This is a genomic window from Aliihoeflea sp. PC F10.4 (assembly GCF_054612275.1).
The window spans coordinates 2146786-2164514 of record NZ_JBTSWH010000001.1 but is presented as its reverse complement, the minus strand read 5'-3'; the positions used below and the strand labels follow the sequence as shown (position 1 = coordinate 2164514).

Annotated in this window: 19 protein-coding genes; 10 read left to right on the top strand and 9 right to left on the bottom strand. The window is 62.1% G+C overall.

The genetic code is table 11. The annotated features are described in order from the left end of the window. From ACX82Z_RS11030 to ACX82Z_RS11005, 6 genes are all read right to left on the bottom strand, one after another. Positions 1-609, bottom strand: a complete 609-nt coding sequence (locus ACX82Z_RS11030; RefSeq protein ID WP_459911708.1) for a YfbR-like 5'-deoxynucleotidase — start codon at positions 607-609, stop codon at positions 1-3. Then, a complete protein-coding gene (gene ygfZ / locus ACX82Z_RS11025) occupies positions 606-1451 on the bottom strand; it encodes a CAF17-like 4Fe-4S cluster assembly/insertion protein YgfZ (protein WP_459588721.1) in 846 nt (281 codons plus the stop codon). The genes ACX82Z_RS11030 and ygfZ overlap by 4 nt, the downstream gene beginning before the upstream one ends. 66 nt (positions 1452-1517) lie before the next feature. Continuing rightward, the gene (locus ACX82Z_RS11020) at positions 1518-2153 is read right to left on the bottom strand and encodes a hypothetical protein (protein ID WP_459588719.1); all 636 of its coding nucleotides are present in this window, start codon (positions 2151-2153) and stop codon (positions 1518-1520) included. Positions 2154-2192: 39 nt separating this feature from the next. Further along, complete coding sequence (locus tag ACX82Z_RS11015; protein ID WP_459588717.1) at positions 2193-2450, bottom strand: hypothetical protein; 258 nt, start codon at positions 2448-2450, stop codon at positions 2193-2195. 123 nt (positions 2451-2573) lie between these two features. Next, complete coding sequence (locus ACX82Z_RS11010; protein ID WP_459588715.1) at positions 2574-2948, bottom strand: TIGR02301 family protein; 375 nt, start codon at positions 2946-2948, stop codon at positions 2574-2576. After that, positions 2945-3391 carry an NUDIX hydrolase gene (locus tag ACX82Z_RS11005; protein ID WP_459588714.1) on the bottom strand — a complete coding sequence of 149 codons (447 nt, stop codon included), beginning with the start codon at positions 3389-3391 and terminating at the stop codon, positions 2945-2947. Before ACX82Z_RS11005 ends, ACX82Z_RS11010 begins: the two co-directional genes overlap by 4 nt. 44 nt (positions 3392-3435) lie before the next feature. On the opposite strand from ACX82Z_RS11005, the gene ACX82Z_RS11000 reads away from it, so the two are divergent. Then, complete coding sequence (locus ACX82Z_RS11000) at positions 3436-4185, top strand: SOS response-associated peptidase (RefSeq protein ID WP_459588713.1); 750 nt, start codon at positions 3436-3438, stop codon at positions 4183-4185. 2 nt (positions 4186-4187) lie between these two features. Here ACX82Z_RS11000 and ACX82Z_RS10995 read toward each other — a convergent pair whose 3' ends face one another. Further along, the gene (locus ACX82Z_RS10995; RefSeq protein WP_459588712.1) at positions 4188-4358 is read right to left on the bottom strand and encodes a transcriptional regulator; all 171 of its coding nucleotides are present in this window, start codon (positions 4356-4358) and stop codon (positions 4188-4190) included. Positions 4359-4698: 340 nt separating this feature from the next. On the opposite strand from ACX82Z_RS10995, the gene cysS reads away from it, so the two are divergent. The 4 genes from cysS (at position 4699) to rarD (ending at position 9266) form a co-directional block, all read left to right on the top strand. Then, on the top strand, positions 4699-6129 hold the full coding sequence (cysS, locus tag ACX82Z_RS10990; protein ID WP_459588710.1) for a cysteine--tRNA ligase: 1431 nt from the start codon (positions 4699-4701) through the stop codon (positions 6127-6129). Then, a complete protein-coding gene (locus ACX82Z_RS10985; RefSeq protein WP_459588708.1) occupies positions 6126-6614 on the top strand; it encodes a GFA family protein in 489 nt (162 codons plus the stop codon). The genes cysS and ACX82Z_RS10985 overlap by 4 nt, the downstream gene beginning before the upstream one ends. Further along, the gene (gene cimA / locus ACX82Z_RS10980; RefSeq protein WP_459588706.1) at positions 6614-8227 is read left to right on the top strand and encodes a citramalate synthase; all 1614 of its coding nucleotides are present in this window, start codon (positions 6614-6616) and stop codon (positions 8225-8227) included. The genes ACX82Z_RS10985 and cimA overlap by 1 nt, the downstream gene beginning before the upstream one ends. 109 nt (positions 8228-8336) lie before the next feature. Then, positions 8337-9266, top strand: coding sequence for an EamA family transporter RarD (gene rarD / locus ACX82Z_RS10975; protein ID WP_459588704.1), 930 nt, complete (start codon positions 8337-8339; stop codon positions 9264-9266). Here the strand turns inward: rarD and ACX82Z_RS10970 are convergent. Continuing rightward, positions 9250-9861, bottom strand: a complete 612-nt coding sequence (locus ACX82Z_RS10970) for an LOG family protein (RefSeq protein WP_459588702.1) — start codon at positions 9859-9861, stop codon at positions 9250-9252. The genes rarD and ACX82Z_RS10970 overlap by 17 nt on opposite strands. 126 nt (positions 9862-9987) lie before the next feature. On the opposite strand from ACX82Z_RS10970, the gene ACX82Z_RS10965 reads away from it, so the two are divergent. The 5 genes from ACX82Z_RS10965 to ACX82Z_RS10945 all read left to right on the top strand — a co-directional run bounded on the left by ACX82Z_RS10965 (position 9988) and on the right by ACX82Z_RS10945 (position 15465). Beyond that, complete coding sequence (locus tag ACX82Z_RS10965) at positions 9988-11547, top strand: LysM peptidoglycan-binding domain-containing protein (protein WP_459588700.1); 1560 nt, start codon at positions 9988-9990, stop codon at positions 11545-11547. Positions 11548-11609: 62 nt separating this feature from the next. Continuing rightward, on the top strand, positions 11610-11960 hold the full coding sequence (locus ACX82Z_RS10960) for an ArsR/SmtB family transcription factor (RefSeq protein WP_459588698.1): 351 nt from the start codon (positions 11610-11612) through the stop codon (positions 11958-11960). Further along, positions 11950-13872, top strand: a complete 1923-nt coding sequence (locus ACX82Z_RS10955) for an ABCB family ABC transporter ATP-binding protein/permease (protein ID WP_459588696.1) — start codon at positions 11950-11952, stop codon at positions 13870-13872. The genes ACX82Z_RS10960 and ACX82Z_RS10955 overlap by 11 nt, the downstream gene beginning before the upstream one ends. 64 nt (positions 13873-13936) lie before the next feature. Next, the gene (locus ACX82Z_RS10950) at positions 13937-14635 is read left to right on the top strand and encodes a phosphatidylserine decarboxylase (protein WP_459588694.1); all 699 of its coding nucleotides are present in this window, start codon (positions 13937-13939) and stop codon (positions 14633-14635) included. Further along, positions 14635-15465: a CDP-alcohol phosphatidyltransferase family protein gene (locus ACX82Z_RS10945; protein WP_459588693.1), complete on the top strand. Its 831-nt coding sequence runs from the start codon at positions 14635-14637 to the stop codon at positions 15463-15465. The genes ACX82Z_RS10950 and ACX82Z_RS10945 overlap by 1 nt, the downstream gene beginning before the upstream one ends. Here the strand turns inward: ACX82Z_RS10945 and ACX82Z_RS10940 are convergent. Beyond that, complete coding sequence (locus tag ACX82Z_RS10940) at positions 15448-17655, bottom strand: AMP-binding protein (RefSeq protein WP_459588691.1); 2208 nt, start codon at positions 17653-17655, stop codon at positions 15448-15450. The genes ACX82Z_RS10945 and ACX82Z_RS10940 overlap by 18 nt on opposite strands. Positions 17656-17729 lie beyond the last annotated feature (74 nt).

The window sequence follows — 17729 nt, the reverse complement described above, 5'->3', positions numbered from 1 at the left end:
CTAGAGCGACGCTGCGATCTCGCCAAAGCGCGCCAGAAACGCATCTTGCACGACTGTCGCGGCCTGCGGTTCAAGTGACAACTCGCCAGCCGTCACGCCCGTCGGGCGGCCAAAGAACTTCACGGCTTCCACCATGCCGAACCCGGCCAGCCGTGTGGCCTCGTGATAGGCGGCGATTTGGTCGGCACGCTTGATCGCCTTTTTGATCGCGGCGGGCAGAACCGGCGGCAGACCGAAGCGCACATGGATCGCCGTTTGAAGACGCTGTTCGACGGCCCGGTAACTGTCGCCGATCTGGCGCTTGAAGGGCGAGATCATGTCGCCGATGACATATTCGGGCGCGTCGTGAAGCAGCGCGGCAAGCTGCCAGCGCGGCTCCAGATCGGCTTCGATCGAGCGGATCACCGCCTCCACGACGAGCGAATGCTGGGCGACTGAAAAGGCATGCGCTCCATGCGTCTGTCCATTCCAGCGTGCGACGCGGGCAAGACCATGCGCGATGTCGGAAATCTCGATATCGAGCGGGGAGGGATCGAGAAGGTCGAGCCTGCGGCCGGACAGCATCCGCTGCCAGGCACGCGCGGGAGCGCCGGGACGATCCGGCATCAGTCGTCGCTCTTGTCTGCGGGCAGCGTATAGTTCGCCCATGAAGGGATCGACAGCGCCAGCGGCGTGTCGCCCGCGACGATGGCCTCGCCCGCATCGAGCGCATCCTTCACGCGGTCAATTCGAACGATGGCGAGGCCCGCGCCGTTCGAGCCCGACCCCAGCTTGCCGATGCTGCGTCCGTTGACAGTGATGTCCGCACCCGCTTCGGGAAATTCGCCTTCGGCTGTCGCGATCATCACGCGGCGGCGCGCGGTGCCGCGATGCTGCATGCGCGAGACGACCTCCTGTCCGACGAAACATCCTTTCCTAAGCCCGATGCCACCATTCTGGTCGTAAAGAACGTCATGCGGGAAGACATCCGAGAGTTCGAAATCGGCCCCGCTTTCGGCGATGCCGCTGGCGGCGCGATAACCCGTCCAGGCCGTCTCGTCCGTGCTTGCTTCAAGCAACGATGTGTAATGGCGCATAACGGTCTGAGGAAAACGCATATCCCGCAAATTTGAATCGGAAACTGAAGCGCTCGATTCATCGTCCCATGAAACGGCGACAAGTTGTTCGTCCGGTTGGGAAATTTCGACTTTCGCTCTCAGTTTATAGATCGTCAGGCGCTTGACGAGGTCGGCGGCGATATCTGTACGGCATTCGATGACGAAGCCGTCGCCCGCGCGCGAAATCAGGAAGTCGAACAGGATCTTGCCCTGCGGCGTCAAAAGCGCGCTCGGACGTGCCTCGTTCATGCCAAGAGCGGCAAGATCCGTCGTGATCAGGTTTTGCAGGAAATGCTCGGCGTCAGGGCCGGTGACGGTGACAAGGGCGCGGTCAGCGAGATGGACGACGGGCATGAATCGGACCTTCGTGAGCGAAAGACCGATACCTAAGCGCCTGCCGGAGATCGAACAAGCCCGCGCCTATTCGCCGCCGACGAAGAATTCCCATTCGCCCTGCGGCGTGATGCCGACGCGGAAGAAGACATATGTGCCGTAGGCTTTCATTTCCTCATAGTCGCCTGCGGTGACGAGTTTGAAGAGTTCGACGCGTTGCGGCGGCGTCAGTTCGGCGATCGGCATGGCCACGAAATAGGGCCAGACGTAAAGCTCTTGCGGCGTGCCGACATCGAGATGGACGTACCCGGCGTCCAGAACCTCGTACAGGATCGCCAGGATTTCATGCCCTTCCTCGTCGCCGGAAAGCGTGCGCAGGAACTCGATCGGGTCGCCGTCCATCCCCGCAAGCGAAAGTTGTGTGGCGTTCGTGCCGGTCGACAGGAAAGCGCGAAGCGCCTCGATGTCGCCGGCCCGGCATGCCTCCATGATACGTTCGCGCATCCGCGCCACCGGCTCGGGAAGCGTTGATGAATCGTAGAAAATTTCCGGTGCGGCCTCTTCGGGAGCGTTGCCGGGCGTTCCCGGGCGCAGCGGATCGGGAAGGGGAACTTCGAAGGAAGGCGGATCGGTGACGTCGGGCGTTTCGCTGAACGCAAAAACGGGAATCGTCAGGATGGCGAGCAGGAATGCGGCAAGGATGGATCGGGCAGGTATCGACATGACGTCGATGCTAGCACAGGCAAAAACTGCGTGCGCAGGTCAATGAAGTTTCTTGTCGCCTTCGAAGGCGCCGGAAAGCGCAAGCTTGCGCATCTTTTCCAAAAGCAGCACAGCCGAATCTTCGCCCGATGTCTTGACCAGTTCGCGCAGGGCGGTCGCCAGCGCGGCCTCGGCGATGATCTCAGGTTCGATCCCGGCAGAAAGCCCCTCGGCCCATGCCTCGCTGTGACTTTCGACAGCCGTCAGGTGCTTTTCTTCGCGAATGATCGCGTCGATATCGTTGAGGCTGTAGTTCATCGCGCTTTACCTGACGCCGATTGACCGTCGGCATTTGAGTTGTGTTGTCGAGGACTGGTTAAGCCTTTTTAACACAACAAAAATGTCACGCATGAAGACTTTGATTAAAAAGTTAATCGAATGCTAATTACCGTAGCGGGCCGCGGTGTCGCGCGACAGCGTCTCGCCTTCCTTCATGTAGCGGTTGATCGCCTCGACGGCGGAAGGCGTGCAGCGCATATAGTTGCTTTCGAATGCCTGATAGCCGGCATTAAAGCTTGCCACGAAGCGCGCGCGGCGCGTGTCGTCCGGGTCTTCGGCTTCCAGCAATTGTTCCATATGCGCGAACCATTCATTGCTGGCTTCCCCGCAAAGATTGCGCAGGAAATGGAGCGAGCCGAGCACCTCGGACAACCGCACCAGATTGGCCTCGAAGGGCGAATCGTTAGCGCGCGCCACGCCGCCTACCGGCATCAGCAGCCCAGCTATCAGCACAATGCGGGAAAGAAGGCGTGTCATCGAGGCTCGCGCAGTGTTATGGCTGGCCTGTCTATTCGCCCGGCTCTCGGGCCGCAATGTGACGCGGCGAGTTCGCGCGCCATTTCCAACGTGGAGGATGTGATTTCGAGCGCTTCCATTTCCTCTGCCGCGTACCAACCCGCTTCCTCCGCATCATCGCCCGCAACCGCGTCGCCGCTGGCGTCGAGGCAAAGAAAGACGCTCAGCTCGTAAGATACGTCGCCACCGTCGATCTCGATCACACGGATGAGCGAGAGATCACCGGCCGTCAGGCCCGTTTCCTCGAAAAGCTCGCGGCGTGCGGCGTTCTGAGGCGTCTCTCCGGCCTCGAGCCGTCCGCCGGGAAACGCATATTGCCCTCGCGCCATCCCGCGTCCACGCCGAACGAGCAGGAAGCGACCGTCGCGGATGACGGCGAGCGATGCGGCGGATATGCGGTTCAATCCTTGCCCTCCCGTTCCGGTGCAAGAACGTCTACATAGGCCATATGTGTGGACGTTTCGTGCTCAACCAGACCGCCGCCGAGATCGAGGCGGTTTTCGGCATCATGGATCATGAAGGCGGCATCGCGCCGCGCTTCAACATCGCGCCGACGCAGCCCGTGCTGATGATGGCCAGAGGGCATCCGCGCGCGCCCGGTTCCAACTTGCCGGACAGGCGCGCGCTTTTGGTGCGCTGGGGGCTTTTGCCGTCCTGGGTGAAAGATGTGAAGGGCTTTCCGCTGCTGTTCAACGCACGCTCCGAAACGGCGGGCGAGAAAGCGACGTTTCGTGCGGCTCTTCGCCATCATCGCACGCTCGTGCCGGCAAGCGGCTTCTATGAATGGAAGCGAACGGGCAAGGGGACCGCGCAGCCCTTCTTCATCCGGCCGAGGCACGGAGGCGTCATCGCCTTTGCCGGGCTGATGGAAACCTATCTCGACCCGAATGGAAGCGAGATGGATACGGGCGCGATCCTGACGACCGGCGCGAACGAAACGCTTGCGCCGATTCACCACCGCATGCCGGTGGTCATTCATGAGGAAAATTTCGGACGCTGGCTCGATTGCGTGGGCAACGAGCCACGCGACGTCGCCGATCTCATGAGACCGGTCGGGGCGGACTTCTTCGAGGCGATTCCGGTTTCCGATCGCGTCAACAAGGTTGCCAATGACGATCCCGGTCTTCTCGATCCGGCACCAGAAGTGCCGGAACCCGCCGTGGAGACGCGAAAGCCCGATCAGCTTTCGCTGTTTTGATTTCAGCCGGCGTTTTTCACGAGCTGCGGGTTGTGGGCGTGCGACACGACCTGCTTGCGCGGTGAGAAGATGAGGGCTGCGAGAACGGCAGCCGGGCCGATGCCGCGATAATGGCTGGTCAGCGACTTGTATTCGACGCGTTGTCGTTCGGATTTGGGGGCGAGGATCGGCATTTCTTCTATTCCTGATGGCGAGGTTGCTGCGAACCATTTGAAGGTGGTGTTCGATTGAGACGAAACCTTGTCGCGGAGGTAGAGAAATCATGACAATTCTAACCAATTTCGACGGACATGCTTAACCAATTCTTTATGTGACTTTTCAGCCACGTAGCATGCCGGGCCGCTTGACGATTTCAGGCGGCGGCGCGATAAAGCAGGCATGAAAACGCGTGTCGCCATTATCGGCATTTGCATTATCGGCTAGCAGCCTGCTGGTCCGGACGTTTTCGCCTTTCCGATCGTGAACGAGAAAACCTCCCGGCCAGCCGGGCGATATGGTTTGGAAGGTTCGTTCATGACTGAAGCGCCGCATCTGCGCTTGACCAATACGCTGACGCGCACGAAGGAGCTTTTTCGGCCCATCGATCCGACGAATGTGCGCATGTATGTGTGCGGCCCGACGGTCTACGACTTCGCCCATATCGGCAATGCGCGCCCGGTCATCGTCTTCGACGTGATGTATCGCCTGCTGCGTCATCTCTATGGCGCTGAAAGCGTCACCTATGTGCGCAACATCACGGATGTGGACGACAAGATCAACGCGCGTGCCCTGCGCGACTTTCCTGATCTGCCGCTGAACGCCGCGATCCGCAAGGTGACCGAGACGACGGCCAACCAGTTCCATGCCGATGTCGCCGCGCTCGGGTGCCTGAAACCTACGCACGAACCCCGCGCGACCGAGTTCGTTCTGCCGCGCGAGGACGGCAAGGCCGATATGGTCACGCTGATTCAAAACCTCATCGATCGCGGCCATGCCTATGCGGTTCAAGGTGAAATCCTGTTCGACACGTCGTCGATGGACGATTACGGACGGCTCTCGGGCCGTAATCTCGAAGACCAGCGCGCCGGTGCGCGGGTCGCCGTCGATGCGCATAAGAAGCATCCGGGCGACTTCGTTTTGTGGAAGGCGTCGAGCGCCAGTGAACCGGGCTGGGATGCGACTTTCGAAATCAAAGGGGAACGTCTGGATATTCGCGGGCGTCCGGGCTGGCATATTGAGTGCTCGGCCATGTCGGCTGCCTATCTCGGCGAGGTCTTCGACATTCACGGCGGCGGGCTCGACCTGATCTTTCCGCATCATGAGAACGAGATCGCGCAGTCGCGCTGTGCCCACGGCACCGATGTCATGGCCAATTACTGGCTTCACAACGGCTTCGTGCAGGTCGAGGGCCGCAAGATGTCGAAGTCGGAAGGCAATTTCGTCACCATCAACGAGCTTCTGGCGACGGAAAAATTCGGCGGTCGCAAATGGCCGGGACAGGTGCTGCGCCTTGCCATGCTGATGACGCAATATCGCGAGCCGATCGATTTTTCGGTGCGGCGTCTGGAGGAGGCGGAGAACATTCTGCGCCGCTGGATGCGCGTCGCCGATCAGGCGCAAGGCGGGGGCGAAATATCGCCGGCCGTGCTCGGCGCGCTGTCCGACGATCTGGCGACCAGCGATGCGATCCATGCGCTGACGCAGCTTGCCGGCGAGGGGACGCCCGATGCCGCAGCGTCGCTGAAGGCAACGCTCTCTTTTCTGGGGCTGGAAGCCGAAGCGGTGCAAGTGGACGAGATGGCGGTCGCACGCTTTGTCACCGAGCGCCTCGCCTTCATCGCTGACAAGAACTGGGGCGAGGCCGACCGCATCCGCGACGAGCTTCTGGCGCAAGGCGTCCAGTTGAAGGATGGCAAGGACGCGGCGACCGGCGAGCGCGTGACCACATGGGAGATCAAACGATGAGCCTGCCCAACAAGCCGCTTTATAGCGGCGGCTGCCAGTGCGGTGCCGTGCGGTTTCGCATCGAAGGAGCGCTCGGCGACGCGTCCATCTGCCATTGCCGGATGTGCCAGAAGGCGTTCGGTGCGTTCTATGCGCCGCTCGCCTCGGTCCGTGGAGCAGCGCTGGAGTGGACGCGCGGCGAGCCTAAGCGCTTCCGCTCGTCAAACCATGTCCTGCGCGGCTTTTGTGCCGAATGCGGCACGCCGCTGACCTATGAGGCACCAGACGGCATCGCGCTCGCGATCGGCGCGTTCGACCAGCCCGAGGATATCGCCCCGCAAAAGCAGTGGGGCATCGAGGAAAAGCTGCCCTATGTCGACGGGCTTGCCGCCTTGCCCGGTTTTCCCACCGAAGGCGACGACAAGGCGACGTTCCTGTCCGATATCGTCTCCTGTCAGCATCCCGACCATGACACCGAAGTCTGGCCGCCGAAGGACGGGGTATGATGATGAAAGAACGAGTCTATCTCTTCGATACCACTCTTAGAGACGGCCAGCAGACGCCGGGGATCGACTTTTCCCTCGAAGACAAGATCGCGATAGCGGGGATGCTCGACGAATTCGGAATCGATTATGTCGAGGGCGGCTATCCCGGCGCGAACCCGACCGACACTGCGTTCTTTCAGAAGAAGCGGACGGGTAAATCTACCTTTGTCGCCTTCGGCATGACGAAGCGGGCGGGCGTTTCGGCTTCCAACGATCCGGGGCTGGCCGAGATTTTGCAGGCGAAGGCGGACGCAATCTGCTTCGTCGCCAAGAGCTGGGACTATCATGTGCGCGTCGCGCTTGGCTGCACGAACGACGAAAATCTCCATGCGATCCGCGCTTCGGTCGAGGCGGCGAAGGCGGCAGGGCGCGAGCCTCTTGTCGATTGCGAGCATTTCTTCGACGGCTTCAAGGCCAATCCGGACTATGCGCTTGCCTGTGCGCGGACGGCTTACGACGCAGGCGCGCGCTGGGTGGTACTGTGCGACACGAATGGCGGCACGCAGCCGGCGGAAATCCGCCAGATCGTTGCGAAGGTTATCGCGGCGGGCATTCCCGGCACAAATCTTGGCATTCATGCCCATGACGATACCGGGCAGGCGGTGGCGAATTCCCTTGCCGCCGTCGAAGCCGGTGTGCGGCAGGTGCAGGGCACACTGAACGGCATCGGCGAGCGTTGCGGCAACGCCAATCTCGTCACGCTGATCGCCACTTTGGCCCTCAAGCCTGCCTTCTCCGATCTTTATGAGACGGCGATCACGCCCGAAAAGCTGGAAGGGCTTGCGCGGCTGTCGCGTGCCTTTGACGAACTCCTGAACCGTGCTCCGAATGCGCAGGCGCCCTATGTCGGCGCGTCCGCCTTCGCGACCAAGGCCGGCATCCATGCCTCGGCGATCCTGAAGGAGCCGGAAACCTATGAGCATGTGCCGCCCGAAACGGTCGGCAACGAGCGTCGGGTTATGGTGTCGGATCAGGGCGGCAAGTCGAATTTCATCGCGGAACTGAAGCGACGTGGCGTTGCGGTCGACAAGGCCGATCCGCGTCTCGATACGCTGATTTCGCTGGTAAAGGAGCGCGAAGCTCAGGGCTATGCCTATGAGGGTGCGGATGCAAGTTTCGAGCTTCTGGCGCGGCGCACGCTGGGCCGCGTGCCGGATTTCTTCAAGGTCGAAAGCTTCCGCTGCATGGTCGAGCGCCGCTTCGACGCCAATGGCGAGCTGAAGACGGTTTCCGAAGCCATCGTGAAATTGATGGTCGATGGCGAGGAAAAGATGTCGGTCGCCGAGGGTCACGGCCCGATAAACGCGCTCGACCTGGCGCTACGCAAGGATCTCGGCAAGTTTCAGGCCGAGATCGAAGACCTCGAACTGGTCGACTACAAGGTGCGCATCCTCAATGGCGGTACGGAGGCGATCACACGCGTTCTGATCGAATCGCACGATTCGACCGGTGCGCGCTGGTGGACGGTGGGCGTGTCGGAAAACATCATCGACGCCTCGTTTCAGGCGCTCATGGATTCGATCGTCTACAAGCTTGTGAAGGCGAGCACCGCCAGCGAAGCTCGCGCGGCGTGATTGGTCCATCAGCAAATTGCGATGGGTACATCAATGATTTGCGATGGTGCTCAATGGGCGGCGCGTGCGACAGGGCAGGCATGAAAATCCCAGGCCAATGCCGACTGACATGACCGAAACGCCCAACGCCGAACAAAACGAATCCCTTCGAGGCGTCGCTTTTGCAGGTGGAGCCTATCTGCTGTGGGGATTTCTGCCCTTCTACATGAAGGCCGTCGCCCATATGCCGGCGTCCGAAGTGGTAGCGCATCGCGCTCTGTGGTCGCTGCCGATCGCCGGCCTCGTCCTGCTCTGGCTCGGGCGCACCGCCGATATCCGCACGGCGCTGGCGACGCCGCGGATGCTCGGCATGGCGGTCGTCACCGCCTCCATCATTTCGGTGAACTGGGGTATCTATATCTGGGCGATCGCCGTCGGTCGCACGGTCGAAGCGGCGCTCGGATACTACATCAACCCGCTTTTCAGCGTGTTTCTGGCAGCCCTTTTCCTCGGCGAGAAACTGAACCGCGCGCAGATCGTGGCGATCGGCTTCGCCGTCGTCGCGGTCTCGATCCTCACATGGGAACGGGGCGGCCTGCCATGGGTATCGGTCGCGCTGGCAGTGACATGGGGCTTTTACGCCATGTTCAAGCGGTCGCTGCCCATTGGCCCCAACCAAGGTTTTTTCCTTGAAGTGCTTTTGATCAGCATACCGGCGATCGGCTACATCGTCTGGCTGACCGCCAGCGGCAATTCGCATTTCGGCGGTCTTGGTTCGATCGACACATGGCTGCTCATGGCATCGGGACTGGTCACCGCCATCCCGCTGATGCTCTACGCCAACGGCGCCAAGCTCTTGAAGCTCTCGACCATCGGCATGATGCAGTATATTGCGCCGAGCATGATCTTTCTGGTCGCGGTCTTCGTCTTTCGTGAACCGTTCACGCTGACGACTTTCGTCGCGTTCCTGTTCATCTGGGCCGCGCTCGTCATTTTTACGTGGTCGATGCTGAAAGCACGCAGGGCGAGCGCCGCAGAAGCGGCTACAGCCGTTCGATGATTGCTTGATCGCCGTCCATGTCGATGCGCCGCTTCGCGGCCTCGATGATGGCGGGTACGATGTCGGCAGCTTCGTCGATGACGAGCGGTCGCACCAGATGCTGCGAATGGATGAAGCCTTCGCCCTTCATGTGGTCGATCAACGTCAGCATCGGGTTCCAGAAGCCTGCAATGTTGCCGAACACCATCGGCTTTTCATGCCGGCCAAGCTGCGCCCATGTCATGATCTCGACGATTTCCTCGACCGTGCCGATGCCGCCCGGCAGGGCGACGAAGGCGTTGGAGCGCTCGAACATGGCGTGTTTGCGCTCATGCATGTCCTCGGTGATGATCACCTCGTTGAGGTGTTCCAGCCCGGTGGCATCGCCTGCCTCCTTGCGGATGAGGAAACGCGGGATGATGCCGGTCACGGTGCCGCCTGCCTCGATCGTGCCTTTCGCGACCGCGCCCATGATACCTTTGAGGCCGCCGCCATAGACGAGCGATATGCCAGCTTCCGCCATCGCCCGGCCGAGCGTGCGGCCGGCTTCGAGATAGATGGGGCTGTTGCCCGGCGAAGACCCGCAATAAACGCAGATGGATCGAATCGTGCTCATCGGCGCATTGGGTAGGCGCATAACTGATCAGGTCAAGGGGAAGACTTGGCCTTTTTCTTGTGGCGCTTCAAGAAACGGGATAAACCGGGCTTTGCCGGTTTGTGTGCCGGTTTCGGGAAAGCACGAATGATTGCGAACTGGTTGAAAATCCTGCTGTTTGGCGCTGGCGTCGTGACGGCGGCTGTCGGAACGGTCTGGTACACGGGCATCTACGACCCGTGGGCGTCTCCGAATGCTGCTTCACAGGTCGCGTCTGCCCCCGATACCTCCACGGCTGGCGATACCCGGACGGACGAGAATGAGACCGCAGCGTCGGCGCAGGAAGGCTCGGCCGATACGCCCCAGGGCGATACAGGCGGGGCGGAGATCGCCGCTCCGGAAGCGGACGAACCAGGTGAAATGACGCAGACGGGCGAGGGCGAGAACCTGGCCATTCCGTCCTTCCATGTCGTGCGGGTGGAGCCCAACGGATCGATGGTGATTGCGGGCAGCGCCGAACCCAATTCGCAGGTCGAGGTCGTTGCAGGCGCCCATGTTATCGCACGCGCGGAGGTCGGTCCGAGCGGTGATTTCGCTGCCGTTCTTGATGACGCGCTCGATCCGGGCGACTACCAGATCGTCCTGCGTTCAACAGGGCCGGGCGAGGGCTCGGTGACGACTTCCGTCGAAACGGCGATCGTATCCGTTCCCGATGATGAATCCGGGCAGGTTCTGGCGCTCGTCGAGGAGCCGGGAGCAGCGTCGCGTCTCATCACCGTGCCAGAGGGCGAGGAGATGCAGGCCGAGGCAGCGGCGGACGAGGAGGCAGAGCGTCAGATCGCTGCGGCTGGAGCAGATGACGGCGCATCGTCAGAAGACGAGACGACGGCGGATACTGATACGTCCGGACCGCAGGCCGAGGCCGATGCGAGCGCTGGGGAGACTGCCTCTGCCGACACGCAAGGCGGCGAAACGCAATCGCGCCCGTCGACGCCGCGCAGCGCGCTTGCCGTCGAGGCGATCGAGATCGAGCGGGATGCGGTCTTCGTCGCGGGGCGCGGCACGGCCGGCACAACGATCCGCGTTTACGCGAACGACATGCTGCTTGGCGAAGCGCGCGTGTCGGAAGCAGGCCGCTTTCTGATCGAATCGCAGACCGATCTGCCCGTGGGCGACTATATCGTTCGCGCCGATGTGATCGGTCCGGGCGGTGAGGTGACGGCTCGTGCCGCAGTTCCTTTCCAGCGTGAGCCGGGCGAGACGGTCGCGGCGGTTGCACCGCGTGAACCGGCTGCAAATGCGCAAAACGAGGCGGGTGCGGAAACAGGTTCCGAGGGTAACGGTGCCCGGCAGGGTGGCTCCTCCGAATTAGCCCCGACTTCGGGGGCGGGTGGCTCGCCTTCGCAAGGTGCTGTTGCCGGGGCGGATTCCGCCTCGATCGAGGAAACGATGGCGCCTGGTCTGCAATCGGTCGACGGCTCCGTCATCATCCGGCGCGGGGATAGTCTGTGGCGCATCTCGCGCCGGGTCTACGGCCGTGGCGTAAGGTATTCGACGATCTATCTCGCCAATCAGGATCAGATCCGCAATCCCGACCGCATCTGGCCGGGGCAGATTTTCGAGGTGCCGGAGGAAACGGCCGAAGGCGAGCGCGCCGACATGAACGCCGTTTCGGACCAGATCGCGCCGCAGACATCCACCGAATAATCCAAAGGTCGCGTATGCGCGGCCTTGCCTTTGAGATATTCATCGTTTATCGGCGATGAACGATGAAAGATCATGCTCACAAACCGCCCACCGTCGATGAACATCTTGCGCGCCGCCTTTGCGCGCTCGCGCATCCGACGCGTCTGCACATCATGCAGCACCTTGCCGCGCGGCCTGCCTGCTGCTGCAAGGATGTCGTCGAATGCCTCGATCTGGCGCAGTCCACCGTTTCCCAGCACCTGAAAATTCTCGTCGAGGCCGGGCTCGTCACGTATAAGCCCGAACGTCCGAAGTCGGTCTATCGGGCGGACCTTGACGCGCTTGCCGGCCTCTCGACGATGTTTTCCGATTTCGTCGAATCGTGCCGTTCGGCCGAAAAACTATCCTGCAAGGACATGAGCGTTGGCGACTAAGCCCAAGACCGTATCTGCCGAATCCGGCTCCGTTTTTTCCACGCTCGTCAATCTGTGGCCCTATATGTGGCCGGACGAGCGGCCCGACCTGAAGATGCGCGTCGTCTGGGCCACAGTGTTTCTGGTCATCGCCAAGCTCATCCTCGTTCTCGTTCCCTATTTCTTCAAATGGGCGACCGATGCGCTGAATGGCGAGTTCGCCGCGCCGGACTATATTCCGGTCCTGCTCGTCGCACCGGTCATGCTGGTGCTCGCCTATAATGTCGTGCGCATCCTCCAACTCGGCTTCAACCAGTTGCGCGACGCGCTCTTTGCGCGTGTCGGGCAGTATGCGGTGCGCCAGCTTGCCCACAAGACCTTCGTTCACATGCACGAATTGTCGCTGCGCTTTCATCTGGAGCGGCGCACCGGCGGCCTTTCCCGCATCATCGAGCGTGGCACCAAGGGAATCGACGCGATCGTCCGCTTCACGATCCTCAACACGGTTCCGACCATTCTCGAATTCGCGCTGACGGCGATCATTTTCGCGGTGGCCTATGGCTGGGAATATGTCGCGATCATCGCCGCGACCGTGGTGCTCTACACATGGTTCACGGTGAAGGCGAGCGACTGGCGCATCGAAATCCGCCGCGAGATGAACGACAGCGACACGGACGCCAACACCAAGGCAATCGACTCGCTTCTGAATTTCGAGACGGTCAAATATTTCGGCAACGAGAAGATGGAGGCCGAGCGCTTCGACCGCTCGATGGCGCGCTACGAGGAAGCGGCGACGAAAACGTGGACTTCGCTCGGCTGGCTGAATTTCGGGCAGGGCGTCATCTTCGGCGTCGGCATGGCCGCCGTCATGGCGCTTTCGGCGTGGGAGGTTTCACAGGGCACGCACACGCTTGGCGACTTCGTTTTCGTCAACGCCATGCTGATGCAGCTTTCCATCCCGCTCAACTTCATCGGCTTCATCTATCGCGAAATCCGGCAGGGCCTGACCGACATCGAGAACATGTTCGATCTGCTCGACGTCCCGCAGGAGGTCGAGGATCGCGTCGATGCTCGCCCGCTGGCTGTCGACAGAGGCACCGTACGGTTCGACGATGTTCATTTCGCCTACGATCCGGCCCGTCCGATCCTCAAGGGCGTTTCGTTCGAAGTGCCCGCAGGGCGCACCGTCGCTATCGTCGGTCCTTCGGGAGCGGGCAAATCCACGATCTCGCGGCTGCTCTATCGCTTCTACGATATCGGTTCGGGCGCGATCACCGTGGATGGGCAGGACGTGCGTCAGGTGACGCAGGAATCGCTGCGCTCAGCGATCGGTATGGTCCCGCAGGATACGGTGCTTTTCAACGACACCATCGCCTACAACATTCGCTACGGGCGCATATCGGCCGGGGAGGATGAGGTGAAGCGCGCTGCCGAGCTTGCGCAGATCGGCCCGTTCATCGAGCGACTGCCGGAAGGCTATCGCGCCATGGTGGGCGAACGGGGATTGAAGCTGTCCGGCGGCGAAAAGCAGCGCGTGGCGATCGCGCGCACGATCCTGAAAGCACCGCCGATCCTCATTCTCGATGAGGCGACATCCGCACTCGACACGCATACCGAGCAGGAAATCCAGGCCGCGCTCGATCTCGTCTCGAAGGGGCGCACGACCATCGTCATCGCGCATCGCCTGTCCACGGTGATCGGTGCCGACGAGATCATCGTCCTCAAGGCCGGCGAGATCGCCGAGCGCGGCACACATGGCGAACTGCTGGAATCCGACGGGCTTTACGCGGCCATGTGGGCACGCCAGCGCGAGGCGACGGAGGCCGAGGAGAAGTTGCGTCAGGCGCGCGAGGAAGACGATCTCGGCGTCGTGGTTCGCCGCCGTACGCCGGAAGTCGAGCCGAGGGTCGAGACGGAACGCGAGGACGTGTGACGCGTTGCGACCGGGTGGGTATTGGGCTAATTGAGCCTTTTGCCAACTCCAGCCGGACGGTTTCATGAGCCTCGTCGACACGATCAGGAAGACTTTCGTTCCCATCAATCGGGAAGGCTACCCCTTCATTGCCGGCTTCGCGGTCGTCACGCTGATCCTGGCGATCTTTTCGACCACGCTGTTCTGGATCGGCCTGATCCTGACCGCGTGGTGTACCTACTTCTTCCGTGACCCCGAGCGCGTGACGCCGGTCGACGACAAACTCGTCGTCAGCCCCGCAGACGGAACGGTCTCGGCTGTCGGCCCGGTCGTCCCGCCCGTCGAGCTTGGTCTCGGTACGGTTGAAATGACCCGCGTTTCGGTCTTCATGAACGTCTTCAACTGCCATGTGAATCGCGCGCCGGTGCGTGGCCGCATCTCGAAGATCGAGTATCGCGCGGGCAAGTTCGTCAATGCCGAACTCGACAAGGCGAGTGTCGAAAACGAGCGCAATGGCCTCGTCATCGAGAGCCCGAACGGGCAGGTCGGCGTCGTGCAGGTGGCAGGCCTCGTCGCGCGCCGCATCGTGTGCTGGGCCGACGCCGACAGCGATATCGGTATCGGCGAGCGCTTCGGCATCATCCGCTTCGGCTCGCGGCTCGACGTCTATCTGCCGCGAAACGCCGTGACGCGCGTGCATGTCGGCCAGACGGCGATCGCCGGCGAGACGATCATCGCCGAATTCGACGCCGCGCGCACGCCGCCGCTGGTGCGGGTGTCCTGATGTGGCCTTTCGCGACGTATGAGACGAGCGCGCGTCGACGCAGCCCGCGCCTGCGCGAAATTCCGCTGCGGCTGATCTGGCCTAATCTCGTCACGGTGCTGGCGATATGCGCCGGCCTGTCAGGCATTCGGCTCGCCTTCGAAGGCCGCTTCGAAATCGCGATCGCGATGGTTTTGATCGCCGCGTTCCTCGACGCCGTCGATGGTCGTCTGGCGCGTATGCTGAAAGCGAGTTCGCCATTCGGCGCGCAGATGGATTCGCTGGCCGACATCATGAATTTCGGCGTCGCGCCGGCACTGGTGCTCTACGCGTTCGTGCTCAACGCGGCCGGCGCGTTCGGTTGGACGGCGGCGCTCGTCTTCGCAATCGCCTGTTGCCTTCGCCTTGCTCGGTTCAATGTCATGCTCGACGATCCGGATCGTCCGGCGTGGCAGAATGATTATTTCGTCGGCGTCCCGGCCCCGGCCGGCGCGCTTTTGGTGCTGATGCCTGTCTATCTCGGCCTGATCGGCGTTCCGGTGAACCAGACTTTTGGCTTCGTCTCTGCCGCCTTCACCATTTTCGTCGCGCTGCTGCTCGTCAGCCAGTTGCCGGTTTATTCGGGCAAGTCGAGCGGAATGCGCGTGCGCCGCGATCTCGTTTTGCCGCTGATCCTCGCCATCGTGGGCTATGTCGCGCTTTTGTTCAGCTACACCTGGACGACGCTCGCGCTGACGGCAGCGGCGTATTTCATGATGCTGCCGTTCAGCGTGCGCGCCTATGGACGGCGTGCCGAACGGGCAGAGCGCGAAGAGGTGGTGGCGGAAGAGAATTCAGGCGGCGCTGCTTAGATCACCGTCATCGTCGACGAGTGACGCCAGCCTGGCATAGTCGATCCGGCCATTCGTCGTCATCGGCATCGATTTCAGAGAAACGACAGCGGCGGGCAGGGCGGCCGTGTCGAAGCCGAGCTTCTTCCAGCGGCGCGACAAGGCGGCCCGGTCGGCCTCCGGTTCCGTCGTGAAAAGCACGATCCGGTCGCTTCCGTCGGCATTTTGCACCGCGACCGCGCCGTTCATCGCGTCGGGCCAAACGGCCTCCGCGCCCTCTTCGGTTAGGGTCAGCGGCACGACGGTGCCCGCGATCGTCACGAGACGCCCGAGACGGCCCACGATATTGATGTAGCCTTCGCGGTCGACGGAGACGATGTCGCCCGTGTCGAACCAGCCGTCTTTCAGGAGAGGCGTTTCCTCGCCCAGATAGCGCGGGGCGATGTTGGGACCCGATACCCACAAATGCTCGCCTTTTTCCAATCCCTCGACGGGTTCGAGGCGCATGCGCATGCCCGGCAGGAGGCGTCCGACCGTTCGGCTGCGTCCATGCGTAATCGAATTGACCGCAACGACGGGCGCCGTCTCGGTCATGCCGTAGCCTTCCATGATGGTCTTGCCGAAGCGTTCTTTCCAGAGCGTGCGCGTGACGTCGCGCAGCCGCGCTCCGCCGGAAATGATGAGGCGCAGACTATCGAAATCTGAGCTTTGCGCGGTCTTGCCATAGGCCAGAAGCAGGGCGTCGGTTGCAAACAGGATCGTCGGTCGGCGCGTCGCCGCCACCTGCGGGATCTGGCGGGTATGAAGCGGTGAAGGATAAGCGAGCGCGCGGACGCCCTTCATCAGGGGCAGGACGAGGCCGACGGTCAGCCCGAGCGAAGTGTGTTGCGGCAGGACGGCGAGCATCGTATCGCCGCGCGAGAGCACGAGCCGCGCCTCGATCTGGGCGGCATTGGCAATCAGGTTGGCATGTGTCAGTACCACGCCGCGCTGACCGCCCTCCGTGGTCTGTTTGAAGAGCACGACGGCCGGATCGTCGGCGTGCCGGGCCAGACGGCGTGCACGCCATGTCATCCAGCCGAGCATGCGGTCGAATGCGGTCAGAGACGCCTCGATATCCTCGATATGGACGATACGCGCGCCGGCCTGCGCCAGAGCCTCGATATCATCGAAAAGCCGCGCCTTCTCGACATGGGCGCGCGACGTGATGATTGTGCGGATCGCGCCGTTGCGAACGAGATCGACCGGACCAACGCCCGGCCCCATCATCGCGGCGACCCGTCCCGCCGATTGAAGGGCTAGGAAGGTGGCGAAGCTTTGCGTGCCGTTAGGCAGCATCAGCCCGACCGTGTCGCCCGCCGTGCCGATCTCGACCAGTTTTCCCGACAGCATCCGCGCCTTTGCGAAGAGGCCGCGATAGGACAGGTTCCTGCCTGCGACCTCTTCGACGATGATGCGGCCTGCGCCGTAAAGAAGCGCGGCGCTGCGTACGGCATGGAAGATGGTCTTGGGGCGTCCCTGGCTGAAAAACCGTGCCTCGGCGACCCTATCGAACAGGGCATTGGCGGTGGTCACGCCGACTGGACCTGCGGCGGCGACGAGTTCGTCGATCGTTTTCGGTGGCATCGCCATGATGCGCAGCTTGGGAAAAAGCTTTCGCGGTGTCTTGGCGGCGGGCTCGTACGCGCCGGGCAGATGGCTCGATCCGCGAATATAGATCGGCACGACCTTCGCGTCGGCAGCCAGCGCGATCTTGGCGACAGCACGATAAAGCCGGAAGCTCTTGACGTCCGGTTCGGCGTCGAACGGGAAATAGACTGCGAGGCGGCCCTTGGCCTTTAGCCGCCGCGTCAGGCGGCGGTTCACGAACACGTGCTTGGCCGTGAAGGTGATGGTCCGCGCGAGTTCACGCCACGGCTCCAGCCACGCGGTGCGCGAGGAGGCCTCGTCGAGAATGTGCAGCGTATCGTCCGGCAGGACGGAGAGCATCAGCGCCGGATCAAGCCCGGACTGGTGCGAAATCGCGTAGATGACCGGTCCGTCCGTCCGCGCAGCGCGCAGCGACGAATCGTCGATCCGGAAGGCGAGTTTCAGCGGCGCGTACAAAATAGCCTGGCGAAGCGAAATGCCCTGCCGGTTCACAAGGACGATCGCAAATGCCAGCCAGATGGCCGCAAAACCTGCGACGATGGACAACAAGGTCAGGAGCATGGCCGCACCTCCCTATTCGGGACCAAGCGGCTCTTTGCGGCCGTTGACACGGAGCCTAGCCGAATGGCCAACAG

Bases quoted from the DNA above. Each gene is read 5' to 3' on its own strand.
- ygfZ (WP_459588721.1), bottom strand. From the start codon at position 1,451: ATGCCCGTCGTCCATCTCGCTGACCGCGCCCTTGTCACCGTCACCGGC.
- ACX82Z_RS11020 (WP_459588719.1), bottom strand. From the start codon at position 2,153: ATGTCGATACCTGCCCGATCCATCCTTGCCGCATTCCTGCTCGCCATC.
- ACX82Z_RS11015 (WP_459588717.1), bottom strand. From the start codon at position 2,450: ATGAACTACAGCCTCAACGATATCGACGCGATCATTCGCGAAGAAAAG.
- ACX82Z_RS11010 (WP_459588715.1), bottom strand. From the start codon at position 2,948: ATGACACGCCTTCTTTCCCGCATTGTGCTGATAGCTGGGCTGCTGATG.
- ACX82Z_RS11000 (WP_459588713.1), top strand. From the start codon at position 3,436: ATGTGTGGACGTTTCGTGCTCAACCAGACCGCCGCCGAGATCGAGGCG.
- ACX82Z_RS10995 (WP_459588712.1), bottom strand. From the start codon at position 4,358: ATGCCGATCCTCGCCCCCAAATCCGAACGACAACGCGTCGAATACAAG.
- cysS (WP_459588710.1), top strand. From the start codon at position 4,699: ATGACTGAAGCGCCGCATCTGCGCTTGACCAATACGCTGACGCGCACG.
- ACX82Z_RS10985 (WP_459588708.1), top strand. From the start codon at position 6,126: ATGAGCCTGCCCAACAAGCCGCTTTATAGCGGCGGCTGCCAGTGCGGT.
- cimA (WP_459588706.1), top strand. From the start codon at position 6,614: ATGATGAAAGAACGAGTCTATCTCTTCGATACCACTCTTAGAGACGGC.
- rarD (WP_459588704.1), top strand. From the start codon at position 8,337: ATGACCGAAACGCCCAACGCCGAACAAAACGAATCCCTTCGAGGCGTC.
- ACX82Z_RS10970 (WP_459588702.1), bottom strand. From the start codon at position 9,861: ATGAGCACGATTCGATCCATCTGCGTTTATTGCGGGTCTTCGCCGGGC.
- ACX82Z_RS10965 (WP_459588700.1), top strand. From the start codon at position 9,988: ATGATTGCGAACTGGTTGAAAATCCTGCTGTTTGGCGCTGGCGTCGTG.
- ACX82Z_RS10960 (WP_459588698.1), top strand. From the start codon at position 11,610: ATGAAAGATCATGCTCACAAACCGCCCACCGTCGATGAACATCTTGCG.
- ACX82Z_RS10950 (WP_459588694.1), top strand. From the start codon at position 13,937: ATGAGCCTCGTCGACACGATCAGGAAGACTTTCGTTCCCATCAATCGG.
- ACX82Z_RS10945 (WP_459588693.1), top strand. From the start codon at position 14,635: ATGTGGCCTTTCGCGACGTATGAGACGAGCGCGCGTCGACGCAGCCCG.
- ACX82Z_RS10940 (WP_459588691.1), bottom strand. From the start codon at position 17,655: ATGCTCCTGACCTTGTTGTCCATCGTCGCAGGTTTTGCGGCCATCTGG.